Genomic DNA, 13,745 nt, shown 5'->3' with positions numbered 1-13,745 from the left:
CAAAGAGGAACGCGCGAGCGGGACAAGGGTTCGACCGGGCGGCAGGTGCGACGCCTGCGACCTGGAAGCGGAGTGTAGCGCAGCATCCGCCCGCGCGGCCTCAGTTCGATTTCGGCGGGACCTCGCCGGTGTGGACCTCCCAGATGTCGCGGGCGTATTCGCGGATCGTCCGGTCGGAGGAGAACCACGCCATGTTGGCGGTGTTGCGGATCGCCTTGGCGTACCAGTCGGGGGCGTTGCGCCATATGTCGTCGACGCGGCGCTGGGCATCCGCGTAGGCGTCGAAATCGGCGGCGACCATGAACCAGTCGCGCTCGTAGATGCCATTGATCAGGTCGCGGTAGCGGCCCGGATCGTCGGGCGAGAACACACCGGACGAGATGGCCGACAGCGCCTGAGCGAGTTCGGGCGACTTCTCGATGGCGGCGCGCGGCACATAGCCGTCGCGCTTGTTGCGCTCGACCTCCTCGGCCGTCAGGCCGAAGATGACGATGTTGTCCTCGCCCACGCACTCGCTGATCTCGACGTTGGCGCCGTCCAGCGTTCCGATCGTGATCGCGCCGTTGAGCGCGAACTTCATGTTTCCGGTGCCGGAGGCTTCCAGGCCCGCGGTCGAGATCTGCTCGGAAAGATCGGCGGCGGGCACCATGATCTCGGCCACGGAGACGCTGTAGTTCGGCACGAAAACGATCTTGAGCAGGCCGCGCACCGCCGGATCGCGGTTGATGACACGGGCCACGTCGTTGGCGAGCTTTATGATGAGCTTGGCGGTGTTGTAGCTCGGCGCAGCCTTGCCGGCGAAGAACTTTACGCGCGGCATCCAGTCCTTCTCGGGGTGCGAGCGGATCTGGTCGTAGAGCGCGACAGCCTCGATGATGTTGAGGAGCTGGCGCTTGTATTCGTGGATGCGCTTGATCTGCACGTCGAACATGGCGGAAGGATCGACGCGCAGGCTGAGCCGCTCGGCGACGTAGTTCGACAGGCGGTTCTTGTTCTCGCGCTTCACGCTGGCGAATTTTTCGCGGAAGGCGGCGTCGTCGGCGAAGCGGTTCAGTTCCGACAGCGCCTCAGTGTCGTCGAGGAAGCGGTCGCCGATCGCCTCGCGGATGAGCGAGGTCAGGCCCGGATTGCACTGCATGAGCCAGCGGCGCGGGGTGATGCCGTTGGTCTTGTTGTTGATCCGGCCGGGATAGAGATTGTGGAGATCGGAGAACACGGTCTCCTTCATCAGCTCCGTGTGCAGGCCAGAGACGCCGTTGACGGAATGCGAGCCGGCGAAGGCGAGATTGCCCATCCTGACGCGGCGTTCGGCGCCCTCGTTGATCAAGGAGATGCGGCTGATCTGTTCGTCACTGTAGCGCTGGTAGCTGCGCGCTTCGAGCAGCACCTCGGCGTTGATGGCGTAGATGATCTGCATGTGGCGCGGCAGGAGACGCTCGAAGACAGGGATCGGCCAGCTTTCCAGCGCCTCGGGCAGCAGCGTGTGGTTGGTGTAGGCGAAGGTGCGCTTGGTGATGTCCCACGACATATCGAAGTCGAGGCCGTGGACGTCCATCAGGAGGCGCATCAGTTCGGCGATGGCGATGGCCGGGTGCGTGTCGTTGAGGTGGATCGCCGCCTTGTCGGGCAGCGAGTGCAGCTCGCCGTACTGGCTCAGGTGACGCTCGAGGATGTCCTGCAGCGAAGCGGCGGAGAAGAAGTATTCCTGGCGCAGCCGCAGTTCCTGGCCGGCCTGGTGGCTGTCGGCGGGGTAGAGGACCCGCGTGAGCGAGGCGGCCTGATTGGCCTCCTTGAGCGCGCCGATGTGATCGCCGGCGTTGAAGGCGGCGAGCAGGATGGGGTCGACGGCCATCGCCGACCACAGCCGCAGCGTGTTGACGCGCCGGCCCTGCCAGCCGACGACGGGGGTGTCGTAGGCGACGGCCAGCACGTGCTCCTGCGGCTTCCACACGTGCCGCTCCAGGCGGCCGTCCTTGGAGGTGATCGATTCCACCGTGCCGCCGAAGCCGATCTCGAAGGACCGCTCGCGCCGCTCGAATTCCCAGGGGTTGCCGTGGTCGAGCCAGGTTTCCGGCAATTCGACCTGCCAGCCGTCCTGGATCTCCTGGCGGAAAAGCCCGTGGACGTAGCGGATGCCGTAGCCGTGGGCGGCAAGGTCCACCGAGGCCATGCTTTCCATGAAGCAGGCGGCGAGCCGGCCGAGGCCGCCATTGCCGAGGGCAGCGTCCGGCTCCAGGCCGGCGATCATGTCGATGTCGACGCCGAGGCTCTGGAGCGCCTCGCGCATGTTTTCCATGAGGCCGAGGTTCGAGAAGGCGTCGCGCATCAGGCGGCCGATGAGGAACTCCATCGACAGGTAATAGACGCGCTTCTGCTTCTTCTCGTAAGATTCCTTGGTGGAAGCGATCCAGCGCTCGATGATGCGGTCGCGCACGACCTTGATGGCGGCGGTGAGCCAGTCGTACTGCGTGGCGACGGACGAATCCTTGCCGACGCGATAGGTGAGGCAGCTCAGGATCTCGGCGGCCAGCGCCTTGGGATCATTGTCATGCACGACAGGTGGGAGTTCGATGGTCGTCGCCCGGTCCATGGTGGTTCCTCTGCGATGCGGGCAGGTATCGCGACCGGCCCGCTTCAGGTCTCCAGCATCCCTCCCGAGACTATGCTAGACCGACCCGCTCCAAATTCAACCGGAATAGCCGGATTGTTCGGGGATAACAAATGTTAAAGGCGGTTACGCGCTGTCAGTTTTCGTCCGGCGCGGGAGCGCCAAGCCGAGCCCGGCCTTGCCGTGGCGCGATGACGTCACGTGATCCGTTGCCCAATTCCCGTTTCGCCGCTAACAGGCTCTGCGATCATGGGAGGGTGAAGGTGGCGGGATAGCTGCGCCTTCGGCCCGGCGGGGCGAGAACCCCGCGCATCCAGCGAATCAGGCAACGAACCGGGAGCAGAGATCTTGCGCATCCTCCTGACGGGAGCGGCGGGCTTCATCGGGTTCCACATCGCCTCGGCACTGCTCGAAAAGGGCCACGAGGTGATAGGGCTCGACAATTTCAACGGGTATTACGACCCGTCGCTGAAACGCGCCCGCGCGGAACGCCTCTCGCGCTTCGACGGCTTCTCGCTCGTGGAATGCTCTCTGGAAGACCGCGCGGCGATGGAGGCGGTGTTCGAGCGGGATGCCTACGACCGCGTCATCCACATGGCCGCGCAGGCCGGCGTGCGCCACTCGCTCGACCAGCCGCATCTCTACGCCGCCTCGAACCTCACCGGGTTCCTGCACGTGCTGGAAGGCTGCCGGCTCCAGAAGACGCCGCACCTGATCTTCGCCTCGTCGAGTTCGGTCTACGGCGGCAACACCAAGCTGCCCTTCTCCGTGCGCGACAATGTCGACCATCCGCTCAGCCTCTACGCGGCGACGAAAAAGGCGAACGAACTGATGGCGCACAGCTATGCCCATCTCTACCGGCTGCCGGTGACCGGCCTGCGCTTCTTCACCGCCTACGGCCCCTGGGGCCGGCCGGACATGGCCTATTTCAAATTCGTGCGCGCCATCCTCGCGGGCGAGCCGATCGACGTCTACAACGAGGGGAAATCCTCGCGCGACTTCACCTATGTCGACGACATGGTGGCGCAGATCCTGGCGCTGCTCGACCGCATGCCGCAGCCGGCGGCCGACCGCGAAACCCTCGACGCCGACCCCTCCCGCTCCACCGCGCCCTACCGCATATTCAACGTCGGCAACAATTTTCCGGTGGGGCTGCTCGACTTCATCGGGGAAATCGAGGAGGCGCTCGGCCGCAAGGCGAAACTCAACATGATGCCCATGCAAGCCGGCGACGTGGAAAACACGTTTGCCGATATCGACGAACTGGTCGCGGAGACGGGGTTCGCGCCGAAGACGACGCTGCGGGAGGGCGTGGGGAGGTTCGTGGAGTGGTATCGGGGGTTTTATGGGGAGGCGGGGTGATGGGCTCGCTGGGGGTATTGGCGGGATTGGGGTGGATTGCCGACCGGCAGGTTTTGGACGGCCACTTCGGGAAAGCTGCCCGTTCCCTGGTCACGACCTTCGGCCGGGGAGCGCCTCAAGTACGCTCCCTCGCTGGCGTAGTTCCTAACAACAAGGCGTATGCTGAACAGCGATGCGGGAAGGTAGATCGGAGAGGTTGCCCCGGCTTTAGGTTGGTGCGAGAAAAGACGATGATCAGCCTTACAGCACCTCTTATTCGAAAGCTTGAAAGCCTCGGTCCCCTCCGCCCTGACGAGCGAGAGAGCATCCAAGCCATGCCGCTCGCAGAAAAGCAACTCGCCAGTGGCGAGGAAATAGCTTGGGAGGGTGATGAGCCGACCCATTGTTGTTTGGTGATCGAGGGCATTCTGAAGCGCTATAGCACGTTGAGCAACGGCGTTCGTCAGACACTTTCCATTCATATCAACGGTGACATCCCGGATCTTCAAGGCTTGCATCTCAGAACGATGGACCACACGCTTGCTTCGATCACTCCAAGCAAAGTTGCCCTGCTTGCACATCGTGGCATGCACGAGGTCCTGCGCAAGGCGCCCCGCCTGGCAACTCTATTTTGGCGGGACAGCTTGATAGATGCAGCCGTTTCACGCGCCTGGGTAAAAATGTTGGGCGGACACGATGCGCTCGGCAAATGTGCCCATCTCATGTGCGAGCTATATGTCCGCATGGATGTCGTCGGGCTGACAGAAGACAATTCTTGCCCCCGCCACTGAGTCAGGCTCAGCTAGCCGAAGCTCTTGGCACGAGCGTCGTGCATATCAACCGCACCCTGCAGAAGCTGCGCGCCGATGGCCTTGCGGATCACAAGAAGGGACGACTGTATATTCTGAACTGGGATCGCTTAAGTGAGGTCGCTGACTTCGATCCGGCATATCTCAACCTACGGGATCCACCGAGCTAAGCTGGACGTGTCCATGCTGGAAATGCCCAACCAGTCAACGGAGTTCTACCCGCGGCGCACCCAGTCTTGCGACGTGTAGACTGTGCCCGGCCTATCGTCTTGCGCCCTCATCTAGGTCATTCTGGCCCCGCGCCGGAAACGGCTTGGAGCATGCTAACAGTTGATTGTGGCGAGAGCGGCAGCGTACGGAGGCCGTCAGTGGTCTTGGAGTGACCGGGATTAGGTCGTTGGCCGAACGTCGGCTTTCTCGCTTCTCGCGCCAGAACCGGACGGGCAGCAGACGGCCCCAGAACTGCCTTGCGAAGTCATTTCCCGGCCGTAGCGTGTAGAGCGAACGCTGACGGCGGAGTTGGGGTGGGTAGGGGACTGTCGGCTTTTAAGCCGCTTGGTTGCGCAAGCGGACGATTTTCGACGTCAGCCAGGACTATGTCACACCGAAAAGCCGACCTTCTAGTTCTTGCTTAGAAGGGACCCTCCCGTCACGAATGAATTTGATAAGAACTTTTCTGAGCAGTTCAAACGTTGCCAGCAGATCGTCGCCGTCATGCTTGGGAGCGCCGTGAGCAGCCGCTGATCGCTTGTCATAGAGCCCAGCGATACGTTTTTGGGCATCCTGTCGCTCACTGCCTGGGGGTGAGGTGTAGCTCGCAATGAGAGCTGACACGCGGAAACGAAGCTCCGCTGTGGAAGGCGAGAAGAGAGCTTCAAGGGCCCCCCAAAGGGAAATAAGTGTCAGTGCGGTGTTCTCAACGAACTGGCCCGTGTCCATCGCGTAAGCTGCGAGGCGAAACTCCGGGCTCCCTCGCATTAGCCTCAAAGTAGTCTCGAAGTGTTCCGCCACCCAATCAAGGCTTTCGAGTACGCCAGAAGTGTCGGCGGGTGAAAGCGCAAAAACTCTGCGCCGAAACTGAAATGGCACGATGTGTGCTGCCGCGTCCGGCGCCTCGCTGATGGCCGCAAATGACATGTTCGCGCCTGCGATCATTGTGATCGACGGATCGCTCCAGAGCCGAAGTAGGAAGGTTATGGTGGATGCAATCTCGATCCGCTCGTCGAGCGTATCTGCAGCGTCTTTTGGAACGGTCAACTGTGCAGTGATATCCTGACCAAATCCTCCACGCGCCGTTTTCCAAGGCGCTGGATGATAACCACCAGGACCGGGAGGTGCGAACGCCATGGCCATCGGAGCCATCAAATGGGCGAAAGTTTGCTCGAGCACCACTCCTCGGGGAAACTCGACGCGCGTCCCCTGCATATCTAGGCCGCTAAGGCCCACGAACAAATCACCTGCAGCAATTTCGTTTGTGTAGCTCGTCATGGGACCTTTGAGGGCAAGTTTCCACTGACGAAGTCTGGCACTTTTCAGGAAACTCCGACAGGGCCTGAGATGTCCGCAATGGGGTCGTTGGCCGAACGCCGGCTTTCTCAGTTTTCCAGCCAGAACCGGACAGACAGCAGACGGCCCCGTCCGAGCCGAAGCCAGATGCGGTTCGAATGACGGGTTTCGTGTCGAGGGCAAACCACCCTGAACGTCCGAAATTGAGTCGCTAGCTGACGGCAGCTTTACGTCCGCGCCCCGGCCGTCAATCCCATGCCGCCAGCGAGTGCCCCTATGCCCCCGCCCGCTACTCGGCAGCCACCCGCTCCTCGCGCGCCCCGCCTCTCTCCGCCGCCCACTCCGCGCTGGCCTTGATGCCGCCCAGGGGGAAGAGGTGGACCTTGTCGATGAGGCTCTGAGGATGCTCTGACTTGTAGGCGGCGAGGGCGGCGACCACTTCGTCGGGCTCGTAGGGCATCAGGAGCTTGCGCATGTCCAGGGCGCGGCGCTGGAGGACTTTTATCGAGGGGCCGACGCCGCAGGCCATGGCGTATTTGATCAGCGTCTGGAGTTTTGCGGGGCCGGCGACGCCGACGTGGATCGGCAGGCGGATGCCCTGCCCCGCCAGATGCTCGGCCCAGCCGATGATCGGCTTCGCGTCGAAGGCGAACTGGGTGGTGATGGCCATGGCGCAGCCGGTGCGCTCGGCCCAGGCCTGCTTCCAGGCCAGCGCTTCGTCTGTGCGGGTCGAGGAGCCGTCGGGATCGATGTCCCTGTTGCCCTCCGGGTGGCCGGCCACGTGCAGGCGGCGGAAGGCGTGGCGCTCGAAGACGCCCGTCTCCATCATGTCGATCGAACTGGTGAGGTCTCCGGCCGGCTGCGCCGCGCCGCCGGCCAGAAGCAGCGCCTGGTCGACGCCGGCCTCCTCGCGGTAGCGACCGACCCAGGTTTCGAGCTCGGCGGCATCGCGGATGAGGCGCGCCGGGATGTGCGGCATGACCTCGAAGCCATCGCCGGAGAGGCGTTTCGCCGTCGCGACCATGTCGTCGATCGGGGTGCCTTCGATGTGCGCGATGTATACGCGCGTGCCGGAAGGGAGCAGATCGCGAAAGTTTTCGACCTTGGCGGCGGTGCGCGGCATGACCTCGATGGAGAAGCCTTCCAGGAAGGAGGCGAGGTCCGCGGCGGGGGCCGGGGCGACGTTTTCCTCCTGCCGCCGATCAAAGAATTTCAGCATCGCGTCCTCCTCGCCTGCCGGCCGTCTTTCGGCCGTTCTGTATACATTATGAGCTAGCGCAAGCGGCGTCAAATTCCAGCGCGCGACATTCACATTTCCGGAAACGACTGTTTTGCATGGGGCGAGCGGAGCACGCGTGCGGTGAGGCTTGGTAGAAAACGCATCGAAGGCCGGGCCCGAATGCATACACAAAACTCATACCCCGAATAAACCGGAAGGCTTGCGACGAACGTCTTTGCCGGTCGCAATCAGCGAGGAACCGAGAGCGAACGGGTGCTGGTCGAGAGCGTGGCCGCGCCGTTTCCCAGGGATCCGCATCGGCACCTGAAATCCGCGCCCGGCGAATTGACAGAAGCGGTTTCGGCATACAGAATGTATACAGTAGCGATCCCGGCGGAGGCCGGGGAGCAAGAGGCTCGATGAACAAGGCCGAACAGTTCGAAACGTCAGGGCGCGGCGAGGCGGGCGGGCAGTCGCGCGCCACCGCCGCGCTGCTCGCCATGCGCGGCATGATCCTCAGCGGCAGCCTCGGTCCCGGCGAGCGGGTCTCGGAACTGGCGATCGTCGAGCAGACGGGCATTTCACGCACGCCGGTGCGCGCCGCCCTGCAGCGGCTGGAGGAAGAAGGCTTCGTCGAGGCGATCCCCTCGGGCGGCTTCGCGGTCAAATCCTTCTCCGAGACCGACGTGTTCGATGCGATCGAGATCCGCGGAACGCTGGAGGGGCTCGCGGCGCGGCTCGCCGCCGAGCGCGGCTCGTCCACGGTGCGGCTGGCAGCGATGCACGAATGCGTGGCCGAACTCGATCGGCTGGTGCCCGCCTCGCTCGACAGCGAGGACGGCTTCATGCGCTACGTGAGTGCCAATGCGCGGCTTCATGCCCTGATCGTGGAACTGGCGGAAAGCCCGTCGCTGAAGCGGCAGATCGAGCGCGCGGTGTCACTGCCCTTCGCCTCGCCCAACGCCTTCATCAAGGCGCAGACGCTGATGCCGGAATCGCGCAGCGTGCTCGTGGTGGCGCAGGACCAGCACCGCTGCGTGGCCGAGGCGATCGCCAACCGGCAGGGCGCGCGCGCGCAGGCGATCATGCAGGAACATGCCCGTCTGGCGGGCCGGCACCTGCGGCTCGCGCTGCGCGACGAAAAGGTGCTGGAGCAGGTGCCCGGCGGGGCGCTGATCAGGACCGCGCGATAGGAAAAATTCAACGACGGGGCGGCGCGGAGCGGTCCGCGAGCCCCGAAATCTTCATTCACTCTCAAATCAGGAGGAAACCCAAGATGAGTGCGAAGAACCTGGAACAGAGGCTGCAGGAGGCCGGCAACACCGTCCGCATGCTGCGCAACTCGAAAGTCGGCGCCTACGTCTACCCCGTCGTGGCACCGGAATTCGCCAACTGGCGCGACGAGCAGCGCGCGTGGCGCGAATCGGCCGTGCTGTTCGACCAGTCCCACCACATGGCCGAACTGAAGGTCGAGGGGCCGGACGCGGAGAAGCTGCTCTCCTACCTCGCCATCAACTCCTTCAAGAATTTCACCCCCGGCAAGGCCAAGCACTTCGTGCCGGTGACGCCGGAAGGCTACGTGATCGGCGACGTGATCATGTTCCGCGAGAGCGAGACCGAGTTCAACCTGGTCGGCCGCGCGCCGACGGTTTCCTGGGTGCAGTACCAGGCATCGATCGGCAACTACGACGTGAAGCTGACCGAGGATCCGCGCTCGCCGTCGCGCCCGCAGGGCAAGCCGGTGGTGCGCCGCCACTACCGCTTCCAGGTGCAGGGGCCGAACGCACCGGCGATCCTGGAGAAGCTGAATGGCGGACCCGTGCCGGACGTCAAGTTCTTCAACATGGACTATATCACCATCAAGGGCCGCAAGGTGCGCGCGCTGCGCCACGGCATGGCCGGCGTTCCGGGCCTGGAACTCTACGGTCCCTACGAGCAGTATGACGAGATCCGCGAGGCGATCCTGGAGGCCGGCGAAGGCCACGGGCTGGTCGCGGTCGGCAGCCGCGCCTATGCCACCAACACGCTGGAATCCGGCTGGATCCCCTCGCCGCTGCCGGCGATCTACACGGGCGAGAGCATCAAGGGCTATCGCGAGTGGCTGCCGGCCAATTCCTACGAGGCGACCGGCGCGATCGGCGGCTCCTACGTGTCGGACAACATCGAGGACTACTACCTGACGCCCTACGAGCTCGGCTACGGCATCTACGTGAAGTTCGACCACGACTTCATCGGCCGCGAGGCGCTGGAGAAGATCGCCGACAAGCCGCACCGCCGCAAGGTGACCTTCGAGTGGAACCCCGAGGACGTGGTGAAGGCCTTCGCCACCATGTTCGACCGCGAGGGGCCGAACGTGAAGTACATGGACTGGCCGCTGTCGAACTACGCCTCCACGTCCTTCGACATGATCATGAAGGACGGCAAGATGGTCGGCGGCTCGATGTTCGGCGGCTATTCCTACAACGAGCGCCGCATGCTTTCGCTCGGCATCGTGAACCCTGACATCAAGGAAGGCGAGGTGCTGACGCTGGTGTGGGGCGAGCCGAACGGCGGCACCGACAAGACCACGGTGGAGCCGTCGACCCAGATGGACATCCGGGTGAAGGTCTCGCCGGTGCCCTATTCGCGCGACGCCCGCGAATCCTACGCTGACAGCTGGCGCAGCCGGCAGCCGGCCTGATACGGTCGCAGAGACAGGGAAAGGGGAGGCCGACGCCTCCCCTTTCCATATTTCCCCCGGCGTTCCGCCGCGACAATTTCCCGCCGGGTTTCCACCGGTCAAGGAGACGAATCCGCCCGCATGCTCCAGATCTTCGCGCTGATGTTCCCGATCCTGTTCCTGGTCGGGCTGGGCCTCGTGGCGGTGCGCAGCGGTCTCGCCTCGCAAGCGCAGATCGAGGGGCTGGGCGGGTTCGTCATCAACTTCGCGCTGCCGGCGGTGATCCTGTCGGCGCTGACGCACCAGGATCTGAGCCACTCGGTCAGCCCGGGCTATCTTGCCGCCTATGCGCTCGGCTCGCTCGCGGCCTTCGCCGCCGTGTTCCTGTTCATCCGCTTCGGGCTCGGACGGCCGCTGGAACGTGCCGGACTGGGAGCGCTGGGGGCGGCGGGATCGAACACCGGTTTCATCGGATTTCCGATCGCGGCACTGGTGCTCGGCGCGCCGGCCACGATCGCCATGCCGATGACGATGATCGTCGAGAACATGCTGATCATCCCGCTCGGACTGGCCCTAGTGGAGATGGGGACGAGCAACGGCGCTTCGCTTCGCAGGATGCTGGGCGAAACGGCGATGCGGCTGCTGCGCATGCCGTTCGTCATCGCGATTATCGCCGGCGCGGCGCTTTCCGTCCTCGGGGTGCGGCTTCCCGCGCCGCTGGCTTCGAGCATCGATCTGCTCGGCCAGGCGTCCGCGCCGGTGGCACTGTTCGTCGTCGGCGGGACCATCGCGGCGCTGCGGCGCGGCGACCTCGGGCTGGAGATCGCGCCGATCGTGCTCGGCAAGCTCGTCCTGCATCCGCTGGCGGTGACGGGCGCGTTCCTGCTGGTCCCCGGCGTGCCGCCCGAACTCGTCGCCACCGGCATCCTGTTTTCCAGCGTCTCGATGCTGACGATCTATCCGATCTTCGCCCGCCGGGCCGGAATGGAAAATACCGCGGCGGCGGCCCTCATCATCGCGACCGTGCTATGCCTCGTCACGACCGCGGCCGTGCTGGCCTTCGTTCTCGACCGCTTCGGACCTGCGATCGGAACCTGATCCGCGACAGCGCCGACGGAGCGATCCGTCCTTCCACCCCGCTCCCAAACCGGAACTGGAGACAGACTTGACCGAAAATTCCTTCGTTCTCACCGCCTACTGCGCAAACCGCCCCGGTATCGTCGCCGCGGTGTCGAAGGTCATCTTCGAAGCGGGCGGCAACATCGCCGACCTGCAGCAGTTCGACGATCCCGACAGCGGCCAGTTCTTCTCGCGCGTCGTCTTCGGCGCCGCCGATGCTCCGCTGACGGAAGGCCAGGTACGGGGCCTGCTTTCGCCGATCATGGAGCGCTTCGGCATGACATGGTCGCTGCGCGCGCAGAACGCCCGGCGCCGCGTGCTCCTGATGGCCTCGCGGTTCGACCACTGCCTCGCCGATCTGCTCTACCGCTGGCGGATGGGCGAACTCAACATGGAGGTCGCCGGCATCGTTTCGAACTATCCGCGCGAAACCTATCCGAACCTCTCCTTCGGCGACATTCCCTTCCACCACCTGCCGGTGACGAAGGCGACGAAGGCGGAGCAGGAAGAGAAGCTGTCGCGGCTCATCGCCGACGAGAAGGTCGATCTGGTCGTGCTCGCCCGCTACATGCAGATCCTGTCGGAGGAGATGTCGTCGCGGCTTTCAGGCCGCTGCATCAACATCCACCATTCCTTCCTGCCGGGCTTCAAGGGGGCCAAGCCCTACCACCAGGCCTACGAGCGCGGCGTGAAGCTCATCGGCGCCACGGCGCACTACGTCACCAGCGACCTCGACGAGGGGCCGATCATCGAACAGGACACCGAACGCGTCAGCCACCGCGACAGCGCCGCCGAGTTCGTGCGCAAGGGCCGCGACATCGAACGGCGCGTCCTCGCCCGCGCGGTGCGCGCGCATCTGGAGGACCGGGTGCTGCTGAACGGGATGCGGACGATCGTATTTCCGGAGTAGGCTGGCGGGGTTTTTCGGAGCGCTTGCTGCGGAAGCATCTCGCGAGGCGCCCCCTCTGCCCTGTCGGGCATCTCCCCCACGAGGGGGGAGATCAGCCTTCATTTAGATCTCGCCAACCTTCGAAATCGAAGGAGACGCGGCGATGTCCACGCTGCTGATCTCCCCCCCCTCGTGGGGGAGATGTCGGCGAAGCCGACAGAGGGGGGCGCCTGGCGGGATCTTGCCACGTGACGGGCCTGGCGGGATGCTTGCGTGTTTACCCTCACCGCTTCAGTTCCATCTGAACCCACACGGCGACCTTCGGCGGGCGGTCGCGGTCGAACTCGATCGGGACCGCCTTGCGGGCGGGCGTCTTGCAGCGAGAGCAGACGAAGCGGATCGATTCGATCGAGCGTCCCATTCCCACAACCTTGGCCACCTCGTATGCGCGGTGGTGGCCGACGTGATGGCAGTGGCCGCATTCGATGCGGATCAGCATGTCGTGGCGGGCGGCGCGGCCGATGGTGTCGATCGTTCGGGTCATGATAGAACAAATGAAGAACATTTGTCCGGAAGGTCAAGGGGGACTCGAAGAAGCGAGGCGTTGGCGCAAGGGAATGTGAAGAAGGCCGGTTCCGGCGGGCGCTCAGGCGAAGGGCACGGCCGTGGTGCCGGGCGGCAGCTTGGCCTCGTCGTCCGGCTCGACATGGATGATCACCCGCACGGACGGGATCTCCGCCTTCAGCGCGGCCTCGATCCGGTCGCAGATCGTATGGCTTTCTCCGACGGTCATCCCGCTGTCGACGACGAGGTGGAACTCGATGAACGTCGCGCGTCCCGCGATCCGCGTCTTGAGATCGTGTACCTCAAGCGCACCCTTCGAATTGGTCGAGATGATGTCGCGGATCTTCTGCGTGTCCTCTGCGTCGGCGGCGACGTCCATCAGCCCCTGCACGGACTGGCCGATGACTTTCCATCCCTGCCACAGGATGTTCAGCGCCACGAGGATGGCGAGCAGCGGATCGAGGATCGTCCATCCGGTGGCAAGCACCGCAAGCAGCCCCACGAGGACCCCGATGGAGGTCACGACGTCCGTCATGATGTGACGCCCGTCGGCGGTCAGCGCCGGCGATCGCTCCGCCCTGCCGGCCCTGATGAGCATGAACGCCCACGCGGCGTTCACCGCGCCGGCGAGCATGTTGATCCCGAGGCCCAGGAGAGGCTCCTCGAACAGCCGAGGCGAGCGCAAGGCGCTCCAGGCCTCGGCGATGATGAGGAGCGCCGCAAGGACGATGAGCACGCCTTCCAGGACGGCCGAAAAATACTCCGCCTTGTGGTGTCCATGCGGATGGTCGGCATCGGCCGGCTTGTGGCTGACACGAATTGCCCAGAAGGCCGCGCTCGCCGCAATCACATTGACGATCGATTCCAGCGCGTCGGAGTAAAGTGCCACCGAGCCGGTAACCCACCAGGCGACGAACTTCAGCCCCATGACGCCGAGAGCCACGAAGATGGAATAGAAGGCCAGCCGCTGGATTTGCTTCTTGGCAGGCACTGTCATCCTCCCAGCGAAGCGGAGCCTATGAAAGCCCGAA

At 64.2% G+C, this 13,745-nt stretch carries 12 protein-coding genes; 7 read left to right on the top strand and 5 right to left on the bottom strand.

The window, feature by feature from the left end:
* Nucleotides 1–100 precede the first annotated feature (100 nt).
* The gene (locus BSQ44_RS08495; protein WP_072603015.1) at nucleotides 101–2,590 is read right to left on the bottom strand and encodes a glycogen/starch/alpha-glucan phosphorylase; all 2,490 of its coding nucleotides are present in this window, start codon (nucleotides 2,588–2,590) and stop codon (nucleotides 101–103) included.
* 366 nt (nucleotides 2,591–2,956) lie between these two features.
* On the opposite strand from BSQ44_RS08495, the gene BSQ44_RS08490 reads away from it, so the two are divergent.
* The 3 genes from BSQ44_RS08490 to BSQ44_RS27895 all read left to right on the top strand — a co-directional run bounded on the left by BSQ44_RS08490 (nucleotide 2,957) and on the right by BSQ44_RS27895 (nucleotide 4,928).
* The gene (locus tag BSQ44_RS08490; protein ID WP_072603013.1) at nucleotides 2,957–3,970 is read left to right on the top strand and encodes an NAD-dependent epimerase; all 1,014 of its coding nucleotides are present in this window, start codon (nucleotides 2,957–2,959) and stop codon (nucleotides 3,968–3,970) included.
* A gap of 230 nt (nucleotides 3,971–4,200) precedes the next feature.
* Nucleotides 4,201–4,740 (top strand): Crp/Fnr family transcriptional regulator, encoded by a 540-nt coding sequence (locus BSQ44_RS26515; RefSeq protein ID WP_157894551.1) that lies wholly within the window; start codon nucleotides 4,201–4,203, stop codon nucleotides 4,738–4,740.
* Nucleotides 4,659–4,928, top strand: a complete 270-nt coding sequence (locus BSQ44_RS27895; RefSeq protein ID WP_083534602.1) for a helix-turn-helix domain-containing protein — start codon at nucleotides 4,659–4,661, stop codon at nucleotides 4,926–4,928. The genes BSQ44_RS26515 and BSQ44_RS27895 overlap by 82 nt, the downstream gene beginning before the upstream one ends.
* A gap of 424 nt (nucleotides 4,929–5,352) precedes the next feature.
* Here BSQ44_RS27895 and BSQ44_RS08480 read toward each other — a convergent pair whose 3' ends face one another.
* Nucleotides 5,353–6,246, bottom strand: coding sequence for a HEPN domain-containing protein (locus BSQ44_RS08480; protein WP_072603011.1), 894 nt, complete (start codon nucleotides 6,244–6,246; stop codon nucleotides 5,353–5,355).
* Nucleotides 6,247–6,553: 307 nt separating this feature from the next.
* Entirely contained in the window at nucleotides 6,554–7,483 is a 930-nt protein-coding gene (locus tag BSQ44_RS08475) for a methylenetetrahydrofolate reductase (RefSeq protein WP_072603009.1), read from the bottom strand.
* Nucleotides 7,484–7,902: 419 nt separating this feature from the next.
* Between BSQ44_RS08475 and BSQ44_RS08470 the strand changes: the two genes are divergently transcribed.
* The 4 genes from BSQ44_RS08470 to purU all read left to right on the top strand — a co-directional run bounded on the left by BSQ44_RS08470 (nucleotide 7,903) and on the right by purU (nucleotide 12,171).
* On the top strand, nucleotides 7,903–8,676 hold the full coding sequence (locus BSQ44_RS08470; RefSeq protein WP_072603007.1) for a GntR family transcriptional regulator: 774 nt from the start codon (nucleotides 7,903–7,905) through the stop codon (nucleotides 8,674–8,676).
* A gap of 83 nt (nucleotides 8,677–8,759) precedes the next feature.
* A complete protein-coding gene (gene ligM / locus BSQ44_RS08465; RefSeq protein ID WP_072603005.1) occupies nucleotides 8,760–10,163 on the top strand; it encodes a vanillate/3-O-methylgallate O-demethylase in 1,404 nt (467 codons plus the stop codon).
* A 120-nt stretch (nucleotides 10,164–10,283) separates the two neighbouring features.
* Complete coding sequence (locus BSQ44_RS08460; protein WP_072603003.1) at nucleotides 10,284–11,240, top strand: AEC family transporter; 957 nt, start codon at nucleotides 10,284–10,286, stop codon at nucleotides 11,238–11,240.
* A 67-nt stretch (nucleotides 11,241–11,307) separates the two neighbouring features.
* Complete coding sequence (gene purU, locus BSQ44_RS08455) at nucleotides 11,308–12,171, top strand: formyltetrahydrofolate deformylase (protein ID WP_072603000.1); 864 nt, start codon at nucleotides 11,308–11,310, stop codon at nucleotides 12,169–12,171.
* 262 nt (nucleotides 12,172–12,433) lie between these two features.
* Here purU and BSQ44_RS08450 read toward each other — a convergent pair whose 3' ends face one another.
* The gene (locus BSQ44_RS08450; protein ID WP_157894549.1) at nucleotides 12,434–12,694 is read right to left on the bottom strand and encodes a hypothetical protein; all 261 of its coding nucleotides are present in this window, start codon (nucleotides 12,692–12,694) and stop codon (nucleotides 12,434–12,436) included.
* A gap of 102 nt (nucleotides 12,695–12,796) precedes the next feature.
* A complete protein-coding gene (locus BSQ44_RS08445; protein WP_083534596.1) occupies nucleotides 12,797–13,711 on the bottom strand; it encodes a cation diffusion facilitator family transporter in 915 nt (304 codons plus the stop codon).
* Between the last annotated feature and the right edge of the window lie 34 nt (nucleotides 13,712–13,745).

The sequence above is a fragment of the Aquibium oceanicum genome (assembly GCF_001889605.1).
Lineage (GTDB): Bacteria > Pseudomonadota > Alphaproteobacteria > Rhizobiales > Rhizobiaceae > Aquibium > Aquibium oceanicum.
The sequence above is the reverse complement of the archived record's forward strand: the minus strand, read 5'-3'. Positions and strand labels throughout refer to the sequence as shown.